This is a genomic window from Allobosea sp. P1_A7 (genome assembly GCF_056406775.1).
Window position 1 is genome coordinate 1 of record NZ_JBFTZN010000112.1, and the last position, 16,925, is coordinate 16,925.

Consider the following 16,925-nt stretch of genomic DNA (forward strand, 5'->3'; position numbering starts at 1 on the left):
GGCCTGAGGAGCCGGCACCGAAAACGATCGCGGTCTTGCCCTTCAGCCGGTCGGCCATGACGTGCTTCCTTCAGGTGGCGAGTGGTTCAAATGAAAGCCCGGCAGCGCTGTTGCACCGCCGGGCTTGAAAGATGAGCGGGCCGGCTCAGCTCAGGCTGCTGCCGACGGCCTTCTCGAGAATGGCCCAGGCCTCGTCGCCATACTTCTTCTTCCAGTCGGCATAGAAGCCGGCCTTGCGAAGCGCCTCACGGAAGGGAGCTGCCTGGGTGTCGTTGATGACCATGCCCTTCGAGACGAGTTCGTCCTTGAGGCCGGCATTGAGCTTGGCGACGTCGGCGCGCTCGAGCAGCGCGGCGTCGTCGAGGTTCTTGGCGACGATCTTGCGCAGATCCTCCGGCAGCTTCTCCCAGGCGCGACGGTTCGCCAGGAACCAGAAGCCGTCCCACATGTGGTTGGTCATGGAGAGGTACTTCTGCACCTCGAACAGCTTGGCAGTGGCGATGATCGCCAGCGGATTCTCCTGGCCGTCGACCACCTTGGTCTGCAGGGCGGTGTAGACCTCGGCGAAGTTGATGCTGGCCGGGGCCGACTGGAAGGCGGTGAACATCGAGGTCCAGAGCGGGCTGACCGGCACGCGGATCTTGAAGCCCTTGAGATCGTCGGGTGTGTTGATCGGGCCCTTCGAGCTCGTCATCTGGCGGAAGCCGTTGTCCCAGATCTTGTCCATGACGACGAGATTGGCCTTGCCGATCTGGCCGCGGACATAGGCGCCGAGCTCACCGTCCAGGGCCTTCCAGACCGCATCGTAGTTCGGGAAGGCGAAGCCGATGCCGCTGAGCGAGGCGTTCGGCACCAGTGTCGAGAGGATCAGCGGCGAGAGCGTGAAGAACTCGACGCCGCCCGAACGGACCTGGCTCAGCATGTCGGTGTCGGAACCGAGCTGATTGTTCGGGAAGATCTGGATGACGACCCGGCCCTTGGTGTCCTGCTTGATCTTCTCCGCCGCTTCGTTGGCGCGGATATTCATCGGGTGCGCGACGGGCAGGTTGTTGGCGTATTTGTAGGTGAATTCGGCGGTCTGTGCCTCGGCCCTGCCGATATGGAAGGAGCCGATGGTGGCGGCAGCGGCGGTGCCCTGCAGCAGAGTGCGGCGTGAGATGGTCATGAGCGTTTCTCTCCCTGTCGATGTTGCTTTCACGCCGCCGCTGGTTTGCTTCGCGACGACGGGATCTCGGTTATCCTAAATTCTCGCGTTCCGGACCGCGGCCCTGCAACCCTCACTGCGATGGTGGCGACCATGCCGGAGCATCAGAGCACCCAGGTCGACAGGCCGGGCACGACTGCAATGACGACAAGGCCGATCAGCAGCGCGACGAGATAGGGCCAGATCGCGCCCATCGCCTCATCCGGCGAGACATTGCCGATCTTGCAGGCGATGTAGAAGCCGATTCCGATCGGGGGGGTCATCAGGCCGATATTCATCGCCGTGACCACCACCATCGAATAGTGCACATCGTTGATGCCGAGATTCTTGGCTATCGGGAACATCAGCGGCGCCATCAGCACGATCGCGGGCAGGCCTTCGAGCACGCAGCCCAGAACCAGGAAGACGACGATCGTCACTGCCATGAAGGTCAGCCAGCCGCCCGGCAGGCCGGCCATGAAAGTGGCGAGGTCGCGCGCGAAGCCGGTCTGGGTCAGGGCCCAGGCCATGGCGAGCGCGGTGCCGAGGATCATCAGGATCGCGCCCGAGAGCGCCGCCGTCTCGACCAGCATCGCGTAGCATTTGCGCAGGCCGATGCCGCCATAGAGGATGATGCCGATGACGAAGGCGTAGAGCACCGCAATGGTCGAGACCTCGGTCGCGGTGGCAATGCCGCCGCCGACCACGCCGCGGATCAGGAAGGGCAGGACGAGAGCCGGACCCGCGACCAGAGCGGTCCGCCCGATCACGGCCATGGGCGCGCGCCGCACGCCCTTCATGTCTTCGCCGATGGCTTTCCAGCGTGCCAGCAGCGCCAGTGCGACGAGGAGCACCATGGCAATGCCGAAGCCGGCATTGAACAATCCGGCGATCGAGACGCCCGCGACCGAGCCGAGCACGATCAGGACGATGCTCGGGGGCACCGTGTCGGCCATGGCCGCGCCGGTCGAGAGCAGGGCGATGAGCTCCTTGGGCTGGTAGCCGCGGCGCTTCATCTCGGGAAAGAGCGCGGGCGCCACCGTTGCCATGTCGGAGACTTTCGAGCCCGAAATGCCCGAGACCAGGAAGAGCGAGCCGAGCAGCACATAGGACATGCCGGCGCGGACATGGCCGAGCATCGAGGCGAGGAAGTCGACAATCGCCTTGCCCATGCCGGTCGCATCGAGAATGCAGCCGAGCAGCACGAAGATCGGCACGGAGAGCAGGATGATGCTCGACATGCCCTCGTCCATGCGTCCGATCATCACGATCATCGGGACATTGGTGCTGAAGGCGAGGAAGGCGAGCGTACCCATACCGAAGCAGAAGGCGATCGGCACGCCGGCAGCGAGGCAGAGTGCCACCGTGACGACGAGGAAGATCAGGATGTTGGTGTAGCCGAGACCCTTGAAGACCGGCATCAACCCCCAGCAGGCGGCGGCGAGCCCGGCCACGAGCGCGACGGCGACGATCAGGTCCGGCAGCCTCGCGGTGCGGATGGCATGGCGAACCGTCAGCACGAACATCATGGTGATGCCGCATGCGATGGCCGACACGCGCCAGCTGTTTGGAATGTTGAGCGCGGCCGAGGTGACGTAGGATTCCTCGATTGTGTAGTCGATCGCCGGGTGGATCATGGCCGCGAGGAAGGCGGCAACCACGACCAGGGCCAGCGTCTGCACGAACTGGCTCATGCGCTCAGGCATCATGCCGATGAAGAGCGTCAGCTTGAGATGCTCGTTGCGATCGATCGCGATCGCAGAGCCGAGCATGGCGAGCCAGAGGAAAGAGATCGAGGCGGCTTCGTCGATCCAGACAATCGGCAGGGAGAAGACATAGCGCGTGGTGACGCCGAGCAGCAGCAGCCCGACGATCAGGAGCAGCAGTGCGGCGCTGATCATCTCGATCGGCCGCATGATCGCCGAGCCAGTGCGGATTGCATCCGTATCCAGCGGGTTCTCGGAAGGAACAATGCTCTCGCTGAGCTGTGCCATGCCCGGGCTCAAGCCTGCGTCCGCACGGCAACGCCGGAGCGTGCGCATGTCGGAACGGAACCGCAGCGGATATCCGCTTCAGTCATGGCGTTGGCCTCCGGCCAGCCGGAATCCCGTGACAACATCTGCCCTTCCTCCCGCGCGCCGATCTTGTGAACGTTCTTGAGGCCCGGCGCGGTCCATACTGTGGATGAATGATCCAGCGGACTTGGCCAAGAATACACGAGCAGGCCTGCGTTGCAATCTATCTGAGCCCGAACTAGGCTACTGAAAACAACCAAAGGGTCCATATTATGGACTGTCTCTGAGGCCGCAGGATGGAACATTTCGTTGCATCAGCCGGTGATCTCTCGGGTTCGCAGAGTGTCGATCGGGCCTTGCGGCTCCTGGCTTTGATCGGTCGTGAGCCCGCGGGCGGGTTGCCGCTGAGCGATATCGTCATCGAAAGCGGGCTCAACAAGCCGACGGCGCGGCGGCTGCTGCTCGCCCTGATGCGCGCGGGACTCGTCGAGCAGGAGGCTGTGTCGCGGCATTACTGCCTCGGCGAGGAGGCTTTCGTGCTGGGCGTGCTGGCCGCGCGCCGGCACGGGCTGCTCGAACTGGCCATGGAGAGCCTGAGGCGCCTGTCGGAGATCACCATGGATACGAGCTTTCTTTCGATCCGGCGCGAGAATTACTCGGTCTGCCTGCATCGGGAGGAAGGAACCTATCCGGTCCGGACCCACGCGCTGCAGACTGGCCAGCAGCACCCGCTCGGGGTCGGCGCCGGCTCGCTAGCCATGTTGGCAGCGCTGCCGGACGGCGAGGTCGAGCGGGTCATGGCGGCGAACGAGAAAGCGCTGCTGACGCAGTATCCCGGTTTTCCGCCTGACGAGATCCGCGCCGATCTGGCGCTGGCCCGCGAGCGTGGTTTTTCGCTCAATCCCGGCCGGCTGGTGGCCAGTTCCTGGGGCGTCGGCATCGCCTTCCGCTATCCGGACGGCCGCGTCGCCGGCGCACTCAGCCTGGCGGCGATCGACAGCCGCATGGTTCCCGCGCGCCAGGTCGAGTTGGCGCGCCACCTTTCGACCGAGGCCGAGAGGATGGAGCGCCTGCTCGCGCAGATGTTCGTCCGAAAGACATCCCAAGGCGGCAGCCCGCAGCAGGGGGCACGCCCAATTACAAAATCGAGGAGCGTCTGACGTGACCGAAGCCCTTGCCAGCCAGGCCGCCCCGCGCGGCGGCGTCGCACCCGTGACGCGCCGCGTGATGAACCTTGCCCATATCGTCACCCAGAATGCGCGCCGCTTCGGCCAGCGCCCTGGCTTCATCTGGGGGGACAGGCAGTGGAAATGGGCCGAGATCGATGCGCAGGTTTCGGCGCTGGCCGCGGCGCTGGCGACGCGAGGCATCGGCAAGGGGGACCGCATCCTGGTTCATTCGAAGAACTGCGAGGCGATGTTCTTCTCGATGTTCGCGGCCTTTCGGCTTGGTGCCGTCTGGGTGCCGACCAATTTCAGGCTGCTGCCGGACGAGGTCGCCTATCTCGCGACGGCGTCCGGTGCGAAGGCCTTCCTGTGCCATGGCGATTTTCCGGAGCATGCTGCGGCGGTCGCCACTGCTGAACCCGCGCTCGGCTTTACCTGGCGTATCGGGGCAGGAGCTTTTGGCGAGGCCGAGGTCGGCGAGATGATCGCGCGCCATGCTGGTGCAAGCGTTGCGAATGCCGCGGTCGAGCGTGACGATCCCTGCTGGTTCTTCTTTACCTCGGGTACCACGGGGCGCTCGAAGGCCGCGGTGCTCACCCATGGCCAGATGGGTTTCGTCGTCACCAACCATCTCTGCGACCTGCTGCCGGGAACGACGGAGGCGGATGCATCGCTCGTGGTCGCGCCTCTCTCGCATGGCGCGGGCGTGCACCAGCTCGTCATCTCGGCGCGCGGCGCGCCGACGATCCTGCTGCCGTCGGAGCGTTTCGACGTCGACGAGGCCTATCGCCTGATCGCGCGCCACCGCATCACCAATATCTTCACCGTGCCGACGATCCTGAAGATGCTGGTCGAGCATCCGGCCGTCGACACGCATGACCACTCCTCGCTGCGCTATGTCATCTATGCCGGCGCGCCTATGTATCGCGAGGATCAGAAGGCGGCGCTTGCCAAGCTGGGCAAGGTRATCGTGCAGTATTTCGGGCTCGGTGAGGTCACCGGCAATATCACGGTGCTGCCGCCAGCCCTGCATGATCCCGAGGATGGCCCGAATGCGCGTATCGGGACCTGCGGCTTCGAGCGCACGGGAATGCAGGTCCAGATCCAGGATGATGAGGGGCGTGAGGTCGCGGCAGGGGAGCAGGGCGAAATCTGCGTCGTCGGCCCGGCCGTGTTCGCGGGCTACTACGACAACCCCGAGGCCAATGCGAAATCGTTCCGTGACGGCTGGTTCCGTACGGGTGACCTCGGTCACATGGACGAACAGGGCTTTATCTACATTACCGGGCGCGCGTCCGATATGTACATTTCCGGCGGCTCGAACATCTACCCGCGCGAGATCGAGGAGAAGATCCTGACCCATCCGGCAATCGCGGAGGTGGCCGTGGTCGGCGTGCCCGATCCGGTCTGGGGCGAGATCGGTATCGCCGTCTGCGTCGCATGTTCGGGGGCGCAGGCCAGCGAGGCCGAACTCGCCGAGTTCCTCTCAACCAAGATCGCCCGCTACAAGATGCCGAAGCGCTTCCTGTTCTGGGAGGCGCTGCCGAAGTCGGGTTACGGCAAGGTGCCGAAGCGGCTGGTCAAGGACGAGCTTGAAGCGCGCGGCGAACTCGCCCGGATGCGGGGCGAAAGGTGATGCGGCAGATCATCCAGCCCGGTCCCGCTGCGCCTGAGCGCATTCAATGGATCGAAGCGCATGGCCGACGCTTCAGGATGTCTCTCGCGGCCGGGCTTCCGCTTCTGGAAGCGGTGCGCCGCGGCTTTGCGGCAATGGGCTTCACCAGTGGCGTGGTCACGGTCGATGGGCTCGTCCTAGGACCCTTCGCCTATGTGATGCYGGCGCTGTCGAAGACACCGGAGCATGCCGCCTTCTATAGCGACACGTTTCGGCCTGCCGGCGTGACGCGCGTCGAGACGGGGGCGATGACCTTCGGTATGCGTGATGGAGCGCCCTTCTTCCACTGCCACGCGCTCTGGACGGAAGCGGACGGCAAGGTCAGCGGCGGTCATATCCTGCCGGACGACACCGTGCTCGCGGAAACGGTCACCGTACCGGCGCTGGGCCTCGATGGCGCCGGTTTTGCCGCCGCGCCCGATCCGGAGACGAATTTCAAGCTGTTCGGCCCGGTCGCAGTGCCATTCTCCGGCGCTTCGCGCGAAGGGCGTTATTTCGCCCTGCGTGTGGGCCCGAATGTCGATTTCACCACGGCGCTGGAAGAGTTCTGTGCCGAACGCGGCATCCGGCGTGCCGTCATCCATGGCGGCGTCGGCAGCACCATCGGCGCGCATTTCGAGGATGGCCGGATCGTCGAGAATTTCGCGACCGAAGTCGCGATTCAGGCCGGGGTCATCGAACCCGCGCAGGGGCGACTTGCCGCAGAGATCGATGTGGCGCTGGTCGATTTCACCGGTGCGATGGCGCAGGGCCGTCTGAGACGCGGCGACAATCCGGTGTTGATGACCTTCGAGCTGGTACTCGAGGCCTTGTAGGCGCCCAGAGAGGCAGTCCCACCGAAGCCTTCGGTCGGCACCGAAGTGTTTCCAGGTGTCAGCGCGTATTCGAAGGCGCAGTCTCCCGCCCACCCAGCAAGGGCGGGAGCCAGCCATGAACATAGCTTCGATCAACACAGCGCGCGCCGTCGCCGCGGGCGAGGTCATGCGGTTGACGGAAACGGCCGAGACGCCCGGCTTGCTGGTCCGGCGTGCGGCTGGGGCCGGGCCGAGCGTCGTCTACGTTCATGGCGCGACCTTTCCGTCGGCCCTTTCTGTTGCATACCGCTTCGACGGGCGTTCCTGGATGGACGACCTGCAGGAGCGCGGTTTCGATGTCTGGAGCTTTGATCTCGCGGGCTATGGCGGCTCGGACAGGCCCGCGAGCTTCCTTGCCCAGGCGCCTGACAATGCGCCATCCGGGCGCGCGCCAGAGGCCGCAAAACAGCTGGCGCGGGTGATCGAGCACGTGCTGGACGTAACCGGACGGGCCCGAGTGTCGCTCATCGCGCATTCCTGGGGCAGCATCGTCGCCGGGCTCCTTGCCTCGCTGCATCCGGAGCGTGTCGAGCGACTGGTCCTGTTCGGGCCTATCGCGCAACGCAAGACCCCAGGCTTCCTTGCGCCGGAGAGCATCGGGGCGTGGCGTCTCGTCTCGGTTGCCGACCAGCTCGCGCGCTTCGTCGAGGACGTCCCGCATGGCCACTCCCCGGTCCTGATCGAACCCACGCTCGCAGACTGGGGTCCAGCCTATCTCGCCAGCGATGCGCAAGCCGCAAGCAGAAGGCCTGAACCGGCGGTCAAGATTCCCTCCGGGCCTCGCGCCGATATCGCCTCGGCCTGGTCGGGGCGGCTCGGCTACGACCCGTCTCACATCACGGCGCCGACCCTGATCGTGCGCGGCGCCTGGGACAGCCTGTGCAGGGACAGCGATGCGCAATGGCTGCGCGGGCGGCTTGGCACGAGTGAAACCCGAGATGTCGTCATTCCCGAGGGCACGCATCTGATGCATCTCGAACATGCGCGCTCCGGGCTCTTCGAGGCGACAGGGGCCTTCCTCATGAAGAGAGGCTCATGAAGATTTGGCTTTGAACCGCCTCCGCCTGGTTATTCGCCGCCCCACTTCCTTGCGATCTCCTGGTCCCGCAGATCCTTGCGCCTGATCTTGCCGGTCGGGGTCATCGGCAATTCCGTCACGAACTCGATCTCGCGCGGATACTGGTAGGCGGCGAGGCGCGATTTGACGAAGTCCTGGATCTCGGCGGCGAGCGCCGCCGAGGCGGTGATCTCCGGTTTCGGCAGGACAAAAGCCTTGACCACCTCCGTCCGCAGCGGGTCCGGACTGCCGACCACGGCAACCATCAGCACGGCGGGGTGGCGGATGATGCAATCCTCGATATCGCCGGGGCCAATGCGATAGGAGCCGCTGGAAATGATGTCGTCATCACGGCCCTGGAACCAGAAATAGCCGTCTTCGTCGCAGGCGCCGGTATCGCCGGTGACGAGCCAGTCGCCGAGGAACTTCGCCGTTGTCGCCTCGGGTTGGCGCCAGTATTCCAGCATCATCACGGGGTCAGGTCGCGCGACCGCAATCAGCCCCTGCTCTCCAGCAGGCAGGACCGCGCCCTCTGGCGAGATCACCGCGACGCGATGGCCGGGAACGGCGCGCCCCATCGAGCCAGGCTTGACCGGGAACAGACTGGCGCAGTTGGAGACGATCAGATTGGCTTCGGTCTGGCCGTAGAATTCGTTGACCTCGAAGCCGAAGGTTTCCTTGCTCCAGGCTAGCATATCGGCGCCGAGTGTTTCGCCGCCGGTGCCGATCGAGCGCATCGCATAGGCGAAGCGCTCTCTTGGATTGTGAACCTGCCGCATTAGCTTCAGCGCTGTCGGTGGCAGGAAGGCGTTGCGGATGCTGTGGCGCGCCATCAGGTCGAAGGCTGCCTCGGGATCGAATTTGCGGGCACGCGAGGCCAGCACCGGAACGCCGAAATAGAGGCTCGGCAGCAGAACATCGAGTAATCCGCCGGCCCAGGCCCAGTCCGCCGGCGTCCAGAACAGGTCGCCGGCCTGCGGGAAGAATTCCTGCGGCAATTGCACGCCGGGCAGATGGCCGAGCAGCACACGGTGGGCATGCAGCGCGCCCTTGGGCTTTCCCGTGGTGCCGGAGGTGTAGATGATCAGCGCCGGATCGTCGGGCGTGGTGTCGAGAGGCGTGAAACTGTCGGACGCCTTGTTCAACTCGCTCCAGAAGTCGAGGTGGCCTGCGCCGTCGATCAGGAAGATCCGCCTGAGTTCCGGCAGGCTCCCGCGGCTCGCCTCGACCTTGACGATGTTCTCGCCATCGGTGATCAGCGTGCAGGCGCCGCTATGCTGCAGCCGGTGTTCAAGCGCATCCGGTCCGAACTGGGTGAAGAGCGGCAGGGCGATCGCACCCATCTTGTAGATGGCGAGATGGGCCATCGCGGTTTCCGGGCGTTGCGGCAGCAGGATGCCGACGCGCTCACCCGGTTTGACGCCATGGGCACGCAGCATATTGGCGAGCCGGTTCGTGTCGAGCTTGAGCGCGTCGAAACTCATCGTCGCGACGCCGTGCCCCTGGTCTTCATAGATCAGCGCCGGCTTGCCACTGCCGTCCGCGTGGCGGTCGCAGGCTGCGACGCCGATATTGAACCGCTCGGGGATCTGCCAGGCGAACCGCTCACAGGTCTCGCGATAGCTGGGGCGCCGTTCCAACATCAGCCTTGATCCCCAGTGCGGCGCTTCATCAGCAGCTTGAGATGGCCGGTCTGGATGTGCTCGCCGCGCTGGTTGTGCACCTCGAGGCGCAGGGTGACGWTGCCGCGGTCCGGCTTGCGGCTGGGTGTCCTTTCGACGGCTGTGACGACGGCATGGACCGTGTCGCCGACCTTCACCGGCCCGGTAAATGTCCAGTGCAGATCGAGCAGGCCCATGGTGGTGGCATCGATCAGGTTCTGCTGCGACATCAGGCCGATCGCCATGGCGAGCGTCAGGGGGCCGTGGGCGATGCGCTCGCCGAAGGGCGTGCCTGCGCAATACTCGCTGTCGACATGCAGCGGATTGAAATCGCCGGAAAGGCCGGCGAACAGCGTGATGTCACCCTCGCCGACGGTGCGCCCGCGGGTCGTGATGCTGCTGTCGAGGTCAAAGTCCTCGAAATGGAGCCCCATCCGTTCCTCCCGGCTTTTGCGCATTCTAGCGTGCTGGCGCGGGCCGCTGGCAAGGCCGAAGCAGAGCTCATTTGCTCACCGTGGTGTTGCACTGATGGCGACGTTCGGTTCTCTCTTGCATCGATATCGAGGGGGACGCTCGCTCGGTTCCCGACACCTGGCCTGAGGACGAAACGCCGTGAGCACACCGATCTGGATCGAAGCCGCGATCAACGGCCCCTGGGGCAGGGAGCGTCAGCCCGGCATTCCGATCAGCATCCCCGAGATTGTTGCCGACGGCATTGCGGCGGTCGAGGCCGGGGCGGCCATTGTCCATCTTCATGTCTACGACCTCGTGACCGGCCGCCAGCGCGACGACTGGGAACTCTATGCGCAGGCGATCGAGGGCATCCGCACCAAGGTCGATGCCATCGTCTATCCGACCATCCCGATCGTCGGCTCCGGCTATGCCGGCGATATCGTCGGTTCCGGCCGTTACTGGCATCTGGAGGAGCTGGCGAAGCGCGGCCTGGTCGAGTGGGGCGTGCTCGATCCCGGGTCCTGCAACTGGACGACCTTTGCCGGCATCCCACAAGGCGAGGCAGGCTTCATCTACCAGAACCCCGGCGAGCATATTCGCGAGGGCATGGAGGTGGCGCAGCGCCATAAGGTCCATCCGAGCTATGCCATTTACGAGCCAGGCTTCACACGCCTGGGAGCTGCGCTGGCCAAGGCCTATCCCGGCATGCCGATGCCGATCTACCGGCTGATGTTCTCGGACGCCTTTGCCTGGGGCTTCCCGCCGAAGTCCTATGCGCTCGAGGCCCATCTTGCGCTGCTTGCCGAGGTTGCGCCGCAGGCGCCTGTGATGATCGCGGGGCTGGGCGTGGAACTTGGCAACCTGATCCCGCACGCGGTTGCCCGCGGTGTGCATGTTCGTGCCGGACTGGAAGATGYGCCCTTCGGCGAGACACGGAACAATGCCGCGCTGATCGCGGAAGCTGTCAAACGGGTCGAAGCCGCCGGTGGACGGGTTGTCGGTGCGGCGGATGTCAGGGCCGACCTGGCGGCGCGGGTTGGATAGAACCCAGCGAACCTGGACGGGAGGTGACTGATGGTCAATCCAGGTTCAAGTGGTGCTGGCCACCTGCACGGAACGGAGTTTGCAAACGTCGCATTGAGGAAGCTGGGCTCCTCTGGACCGCATCGATGCCGCAGTTGAAGAGCAACGTGTATTGCCCGAAAGGAGGGACGCCATGACCAATCCTGGCGCCAGGACGAGAACGGACTCCGCTTCGAGGATCGTCCAAGCGTCTCCACAAGCCATCTACCGCGCCTTCGTTGACCCCAAGTCGTTGGCGTCCTGGCTCCCGCCACGCGGCATGACGGGCGAGATCCTCGCATTCGAACCGCGGGTCAGCGGACGCTATCGCATGGTCCTGACCTATGAGGCATCGCAGCATTCAGGGGCCGGCAAGACCTCGGAGAACACCGACATCGTTCAGGGTCGTTTTCTGGAGCTGATTCCGGACGAGCGGATCGTACAGTCGGTTGAGTTCGTGTCGGAGGATCCGTCTTTCGCGGGTACGATGACGATGTCATGGAGCCTCGCTCCGGTCGGGAGCGGCACAGAGGTCACCATCCTCTGCGAGAACGTGCCCGCGGGCATCCGGCAGGAGGACCACGATGTGGGTTTGAGGTCGACGCTGGCGAACCTTGCGGCCTTCCTCGAGTGAAGGGCGCCGGGCGCGCACGGTACCGTGCTGCGCCGACGGGGCATGATGTAGCATTGGTTCTGCCGTGATCGTGCCCTACATCCTGGGCGCGACCCTGCAGCCAATCCTGTGAGCGACATGTCCGAACGCGACAGCGAAGCCAATCGTTTCTCCGCCCGCGCAGCCCGTTACGCCCGCGTCGGGGCGAATGTCGGTGGGGTCGCGGCACGCATTGCCGGGACGCGGCTGCTCGGACTGGAAGGCCGCAATCTCAGCAATGCCGAGGCGCTGGCCAAGGCGCTGGGTGGGCTGAAGGGGCCGATCATGAAGGTGGCGCAGCTCGTCGCCACCATTCCCGACGTCGTGCCGCCGGAATACGCCGCCGAGCTGCAGAAGCTGCAATCGCAGGCGCCGCCGATGGGGCCGGCCTTCGTCAAGCGCCGCATGATGGCGGAGCTCGGGCCGCAATGGCGCATGCGCTTCGCCGAGTTCGACCTGAAGCCTGCGGCGGCAGCGTCGCTCGGCCAGGTGCACCGGGCGACGACGCATGATGGCGTGCYGGTCGCCTGCAAACTGCAATATCCGGATATGGAATCAGCGGTCGAGGCCGATATCGCCCAGCTCGACATCCTGTTTGCGCTGCATCGACGCATGGATCCGGTGATCGACACCACAGAGATCGCCAAGGAGATCGGCGCGCGGGTGCGAGAGGAACTCGACTACGTCCGCGAGGCGAAACATATCGCGCTTTACCGCGCGATGCTGGCCGAGACGTCGGACGTGCGCGTGCCGACGCTGGAAGCCGGGCTGTCGACCCGCCGGCTCTTGACCATGCACTGGCTCGAGGGTGACCGAATCCTCGACCATAAGCAGGACGGGCAGGAGTCCCGCGATCGGATCTCGACCGCGATGTTCCGTGCCTGGTGGCGCCCCTTCAGCCATCACGGCGTCATTCACGGCGACCCGCATCTCGGAAACTACACGGTGTTCTCGGAGGATGGTGCGCCACAAGGCATCAACCTGCTCGATTATGGCTGCATCCGGATCTTCCCACCCTCCTTCGTCGGCGGGGTGGTCGATCTCTATCGCGGCCTCCTGGAGAATGACCAGGCGCGCGTGATCCACGCCTATGAGACCTGGGGCTTCAAGGGGCTGACCAAGGAGTTGGTCGACACCCTCAACATCTGGGCGCGTTTCATCTACGGGCCGTTGCTGGAGGACAGGGCCCGGCGCATCGCCGAAGATGTCAGCCCGGCGGAGTATGGCCGCAAGCAGGCCTTCCAGGTGCATCAGGCGCTGAAGAAGCGCGGGCCGGTGACCGTGCCGCGTGAATTCGTCTTCATGGACCGCGCCGCGATCGGCCTCGGCGGCGTCTTCCTGCATCTCGATGCCGAGCTGAATTTCCATCGCCTGTTCGAGCAGGAAATCGAGAATTTCTCGACCGAGCATGTGGCTGACGTTCAGGCGAAGGCACTCGATCGCGCCGGATTGGCCGCTGCGCATTGACGGGGATGTTCGTTCCGGCATCCCCGCTGTTACCAGGGCTTTGCAGAGCAAGYGGTTTCACTGCCTGAAATGCCCCTGAAACAGGCGGCGATGGCGTGTTGACGCGTTGCCAGACCCTTCGCTGGTGCGCTACACGGCAATGAGACCTTTTTATGCGGGAACAGTTTTTATGGCCCACCACGGACACAGCGCAGCCGATGCTCCGCAGATGGATTATCCGGAACACGAGCGGACCTATCGCGGCTTCGTCCACATGGCCGAAGTTACCACTGCAGCCTGCCTTGCCATCGTCGCGGCGCTCGCCGTGGGCGGAACCAAGCATGCCTGGGGTACTGCGGTCGTCGGAACGCTCCTGACCCTCGTCGCCACAGGCGTCGGCATTGCCGCTCCCTCGCTGTCCTGGCGTGCACCGGCGGTTCCGCTGGTTCTGATGCTGCTCGCGCTCCTCCTGATGTAACGCCGGAAAGGCCCCGCCTGCCATGCGCATTGCTGTCCCAGCCGAAACGCAAGGGACGGAAACCCGCGTCGCCGTGACGCCGGAAACCGTCCGCAAGTTCATTGGCCTCGGGGCCGATGTCGCAGTGGAGAAGGGAGCGGGGCTCGCTTCCGGTATTACCGACGCGGACTACCAGGCTGCCGGCGCGACCACCGCCAAGAACGCCAAGGAGGCGCTGAAGGGCGCCGATATCGTTCTCAAGGTGCGCCGCCCGGCCGAGAGCGAACTCGCCGGCCTGCCGGCGGGCGCGCTCGTCGTCGGCATCATGGATCCTTACGGTAACGAGGCCGCAGTCGAAGGCCTTGCGAAGGCCAATGTCGCTGCTTTCGCCATGGAATTCATGCCGCGCATCACCCGTGCGCAGGTGATGGACGTCCTGTCCTCTCAGGCCAATCTCGCCGGCTATCGGGCCGTGATCGACGGCGCCGCCGAGTATGGCCGGGCTCTCCCGATGATGATGACGGCGGCAGGCACGGTTCCCGCGGCGAAGATCTTCATCATGGGCGTCGGCGTCGCCGGCCTGCAGGCAATCGCGACTGCGCGGCGTCTGGGCGCCATCGTCACCGCGACCGACGTGCGCCCCGCCACGAAGGAACAGGTCGAGTCGCTCGGTGCGAAATTCCTCGCCGTCGAGGACGAGGAGTTCAAGCAGGCGCAGACCGCCGGCGGCTACGCCAAGGAAATGTCCGCGGAATACCAGGCAAAGCAGGCCGAGCTCACCGCCGGCCACATCGCCAAGCAGGACATCGTCATCACGACCGCGCTGATCCCGGGCCGCCCGGCGCCGAAGCTGATCACCGCCGCGATGGTCGAAAGCATGAAGGCGGGTTCGGTGATCATCGATCTCGCCGTCGAGCGCGGCGGCAATTGCGAGCTCGCCAAGCCGGGCGAGATCGTGACCACGCCGAATGGCGTCAAGATCGTGGGCCATCTGAATGTGCCCGGGCGTCTGCCTGCGACATCCTCCAGCCTCTACGCCAAGAATCTCTTCGCCTTCGTCGAAACGCTGATCGACAAGGGCGAGAAGAAGCTCGCGGTGAACTGGGACGACGAGCTGGTGAAGGCGACTGCGCTGACCCGGGACGGCGCGGTGGTTCATCCGAATTTCGCGCCGAAGGCCTGAAGCATCGCTAGGGGGAGTGTCCGACCATGGCTAATCCGACACCTGAACAAGCGCTCGAGCAGGCCCGCTCGGCTGCTGCCCTCGCGAAACAGGCTGCAGAACTGGCGGAGCGCTATGCCGAGCAGGCTGCGGCCGCCGCCGGTGCCGCTACCGGCGTGGACCCGACGGTCTATCGGCTTGCGATCTTCGTGCTCGCGGTCTTCGTCGGCTACTATGTCGTCTGGTCGGTGACGCCGGCACTGCACACGCCGCTGATGTCGGTGACCAACGCGATCTCCTCCGTCATCGTCGTCGGCGCGCTGCTCGCCGTTGGCGTGAATGCGGCGCCTGCTCTGGGCGATGGTCCGATCTGGGCCAAGATTTTTGGCTTCGTCGCGCTGGTCCTGGCGTCCGTGAACATCTTTGGCGGCTTCCTCGTCACCGAGCGCATGCTCTCGATGTACAAGAAGAAGGGCTGAGCGCACATGGCCGCTAATCTCTCCGCCCTTCTCTACGTCGTCTCCGGCGTCCTGTTCATCATGGCCCTGCGAGGCCTGTCGCATCCGACAACCTCGCGTCAGGGCAATCTCTACGGCATGGTGGGCATGGGCATCGCCATTGCCACCACCGTGATCTTCTATCCGCCTTCCGGCTTCTCCGGCTGGTTCCTGGTCGTTCTCGGCATCGCTATCGGCGGCGGCATCGGCGCCTACATGGCCCGGCGCGTGCAGATGACCCAGATGCCGCAGCTCGTCGCCTTCTTCCACTCGCTGGTTGGTCTGGCGGCAGTGCTGGTCGCGGCAGCGGCGCTCTACGCGCCGGAGGCCTTCGGCATCGGTCAGGTCGGCAAGATCAAGGGCGCAAGCCTGTTCGAGATGGCGCTGGGCTGCGCCATCGGCGCGATCACCTTCACGGGCTCGATCATCGCCTTCCTGAAACTCGACGGGCGGATGAGCGGCAAACCGATCATGCTGCCGCAGCGCCATGGCATCAATATCGGCCTTGGCATCGCGGTCATCGTGCTGCTGCTGTTCTTCCTGAAGACCGAGAGCCACGTCGCCTTCTGGCTGATCGTGCTCCTCGCCTTCGCGCTCGGCGTGCTGCTGATCGTACCGATCGGTGGCGCGGACATGCCGGTCGTGGTCTCCATGCTCAACTCCTATTCGGGCTGGGCGGCTGCGGGCATCGGTTTCACGCTCGGCAACATGGCGCTGATCATCACCGGTGCGCTGGTCGGCTCTTCCGGTGCGATCCTGTCCTACATCATGTGCAAGGGCATGAACCGGAGCTTCATCTCGGTCATCCTCGGTGGCTTCGGCGGCGAGACCGCTGGCCCTGCCGGTGGCGCCACAGAGGCTCGCCCGGTGAAGCAGGGCTCGGCCGACGATGCGGCCTTCATCATGAAGAATGCCGGCAAGGTCATCATCGTGCCGGGCTACGGCATGGCGGTGGCGCAAGCCCAGCATGCGCTGCGCGAGATGGCCGACGCGCTGAAGAAGGAAGGCGTCGAGGTCAAGTACGCCATCCACCCGGTCGCTGGCCGTATGCCCGGCCACATGAACGTGCTGCTCGCCGAAGCGAACGTGCCCTATGACGAGGTTTTCGAACTCGAGGATATCAACTCCGAGTTMGGCCAGGCGGATGTGGCCTTCGTCATCGGAGCCAATGACGTCACCAACCCTTCGGCCAAGACCGATCCGCAGTCGCCGATCTACGGCATGCCGATCCTTGATGTCGAAAAGGCCAAGACCGTGCTCTTCATCAAGCGCGGCATGGGCTCGGGATATGCCGGCGTCGAGAACGAGTTGTTCTTCATGCCCAACACGATGATGCTGTTCGGGGACGCCAAGAAGGTCACCGACGAGATCGTCAAGGCAATGGCGCACTGAGCCGCCGGACCCACGGCAAGTTGCGAGGGGCCGGCGTCTCGCTGGCCCTTTTCTTTTGGAGTTTCAAACGGTGGGCATCACGATCAGACCGATGGCGGAGGCGGACCGTCCCGCCGTGCTGGCGCTGCTGCTGGAGCTGACCGCCCATGAGGCGGGCCTGAGTCCGGCGCGCGGGACCGGGCCGGAGGTGGCC

General features: G+C 64.9%; 15 protein-coding genes. 11 read left to right on the forward strand and 4 right to left on the reverse strand.

What is annotated here, in order from left to right; translation table 11 throughout:
• Positions 1-145: 145 nt before the first annotated feature.
• The gene (locus AC1D34_RS19695; protein ID WP_441488171.1) at positions 146-1,165 is read right to left on the reverse strand and encodes a TRAP transporter substrate-binding protein; all 1,020 of its coding nucleotides are present in this window, start codon (positions 1,163-1,165) and stop codon (positions 146-148) included.
• Positions 1,166-1,308: 143 nt separating this feature from the next.
• Positions 1,309-3,177 carry a TRAP transporter large permease gene (locus AC1D34_RS19700; RefSeq protein ID WP_441488172.1) on the reverse strand — a complete coding sequence of 623 codons (1,869 nt, stop codon included), beginning with the start codon at positions 3,175-3,177 and terminating at the stop codon, positions 1,309-1,311.
• A 317-nt stretch (positions 3,178-3,494) separates the two neighbouring features.
• Between AC1D34_RS19700 and AC1D34_RS19705 the strand changes: the two genes are divergently transcribed.
• From AC1D34_RS19705 to AC1D34_RS19720, 4 genes are all read left to right on the forward strand, one after another.
• Entirely contained in the window at positions 3,495-4,358 is an 864-nt protein-coding gene (locus AC1D34_RS19705; RefSeq protein WP_441506974.1) for an IclR family transcriptional regulator, read from the forward strand.
• Position 4,359: 1 nt separating this feature from the next.
• Positions 4,360-6,000 (forward strand): acyl-CoA synthetase, encoded by a 1,641-nt coding sequence (locus AC1D34_RS19710; protein WP_441506975.1) that lies wholly within the window; start codon positions 4,360-4,362, stop codon positions 5,998-6,000.
• Entirely contained in the window at positions 6,000-6,854 is an 855-nt protein-coding gene (locus AC1D34_RS19715; RefSeq protein WP_476825092.1) for a PCC domain-containing protein, read from the forward strand. The genes AC1D34_RS19710 and AC1D34_RS19715 overlap by 1 nt, the downstream gene beginning before the upstream one ends.
• A gap of 115 nt (positions 6,855-6,969) precedes the next feature.
• Positions 6,970-7,932: an alpha/beta fold hydrolase gene (locus tag AC1D34_RS19720; RefSeq protein WP_441506976.1), complete on the forward strand. Its 963-nt coding sequence runs from the start codon at positions 6,970-6,972 to the stop codon at positions 7,930-7,932.
• A gap of 29 nt (positions 7,933-7,961) precedes the next feature.
• Here AC1D34_RS19720 and AC1D34_RS19725 read toward each other — a convergent pair whose 3' ends face one another.
• Entirely contained in the window at positions 7,962-9,593 is a 1,632-nt protein-coding gene (locus tag AC1D34_RS19725) for an acyl-CoA synthetase (RefSeq protein WP_476825093.1), read from the reverse strand.
• Entirely contained in the window at positions 9,593-10,045 is a 453-nt protein-coding gene (locus AC1D34_RS19730; protein ID WP_476825094.1) for a MaoC/PaaZ C-terminal domain-containing protein, read from the reverse strand. Before AC1D34_RS19730 ends, AC1D34_RS19725 begins: the two co-directional genes overlap by 1 nt.
• 178 nt (positions 10,046-10,223) lie before the next feature.
• Here AC1D34_RS19730 and AC1D34_RS19735 point away from each other — a divergent pair, with 178 nt between their 5' ends.
• From AC1D34_RS19735 to AC1D34_RS19765, 7 genes are all read left to right on the forward strand, one after another.
• Entirely contained in the window at positions 10,224-11,108 is an 885-nt protein-coding gene (locus AC1D34_RS19735; RefSeq protein WP_476825095.1) for a beta-keto acid cleavage family enzyme, read from the forward strand.
• Between the two features lie 172 nt (positions 11,109-11,280).
• Positions 11,281-11,760 (forward strand): SRPBCC family protein, encoded by a 480-nt coding sequence (locus tag AC1D34_RS19740; RefSeq protein WP_441506979.1) that lies wholly within the window; start codon positions 11,281-11,283, stop codon positions 11,758-11,760.
• A 117-nt stretch (positions 11,761-11,877) separates the two neighbouring features.
• Positions 11,878-13,245, forward strand: coding sequence for an ABC1 kinase family protein (locus AC1D34_RS19745; RefSeq protein ID WP_476825096.1), 1,368 nt, complete (start codon positions 11,878-11,880; stop codon positions 13,243-13,245).
• Positions 13,246-13,414: 169 nt separating this feature from the next.
• Positions 13,415-13,702 (forward strand): aa3-type cytochrome c oxidase subunit IV, encoded by a 288-nt coding sequence (locus AC1D34_RS19750; protein ID WP_069879375.1) that lies wholly within the window; start codon positions 13,415-13,417, stop codon positions 13,700-13,702.
• A 22-nt stretch (positions 13,703-13,724) separates the two neighbouring features.
• On the forward strand, positions 13,725-14,864 hold the full coding sequence (locus AC1D34_RS19755; RefSeq protein WP_441506981.1) for a Re/Si-specific NAD(P)(+) transhydrogenase subunit alpha: 1,140 nt from the start codon (positions 13,725-13,727) through the stop codon (positions 14,862-14,864).
• A 26-nt stretch (positions 14,865-14,890) separates the two neighbouring features.
• Positions 14,891-15,322 carry an NAD(P) transhydrogenase subunit alpha part 2 gene (locus tag AC1D34_RS19760; RefSeq protein WP_069879377.1) on the forward strand — a complete coding sequence of 144 codons (432 nt, stop codon included), beginning with the start codon at positions 14,891-14,893 and terminating at the stop codon, positions 15,320-15,322.
• Between the two features lie 6 nt (positions 15,323-15,328).
• The gene (locus tag AC1D34_RS19765; protein ID WP_476825097.1) at positions 15,329-16,732 is read left to right on the forward strand and encodes an NAD(P)(+) transhydrogenase (Re/Si-specific) subunit beta; all 1,404 of its coding nucleotides are present in this window, start codon (positions 15,329-15,331) and stop codon (positions 16,730-16,732) included.
• Positions 16,733-16,925: the final 193 nt, after the last annotated feature.

Excerpts from the sequence above, each read along its gene's own strand:
- AC1D34_RS19695 (WP_441488171.1), bottom strand. The coding sequence starts at position 1,165 with ATGACCATCTCACGCCGCACTCTGCTGCAGGGCACCGCCGCTGCCGCC.
- AC1D34_RS19700 (WP_441488172.1), bottom strand. The coding sequence starts at position 3,177 with ATGGCACAGCTCAGCGAGAGCATTGTTCCTTCCGAGAACCCGCTGGAT.
- AC1D34_RS19705 (WP_441506974.1), top strand. The coding sequence starts at position 3,495 with ATGGAACATTTCGTTGCATCAGCCGGTGATCTCTCGGGTTCGCAGAGT.
- AC1D34_RS19720 (WP_441506976.1), top strand. The coding sequence starts at position 6,970 with ATGAACATAGCTTCGATCAACACAGCGCGCGCCGTCGCCGCGGGCGAG.
- AC1D34_RS19725 (WP_476825093.1), bottom strand. The coding sequence starts at position 9,593 with ATGTTGGAACGGCGCCCCAGCTATCGCGAGACCTGTGAGCGGTTCGCC.
- AC1D34_RS19740 (WP_441506979.1), top strand. The coding sequence starts at position 11,281 with ATGACCAATCCTGGCGCCAGGACGAGAACGGACTCCGCTTCGAGGATC.
- AC1D34_RS19750 (WP_069879375.1), top strand. The coding sequence starts at position 13,415 with ATGGCCCACCACGGACACAGCGCAGCCGATGCTCCGCAGATGGATTAT.
- AC1D34_RS19755 (WP_441506981.1), top strand. The coding sequence starts at position 13,725 with ATGCGCATTGCTGTCCCAGCCGAAACGCAAGGGACGGAAACCCGCGTC.
- AC1D34_RS19760 (WP_069879377.1), top strand. The coding sequence starts at position 14,891 with ATGGCTAATCCGACACCTGAACAAGCGCTCGAGCAGGCCCGCTCGGCT.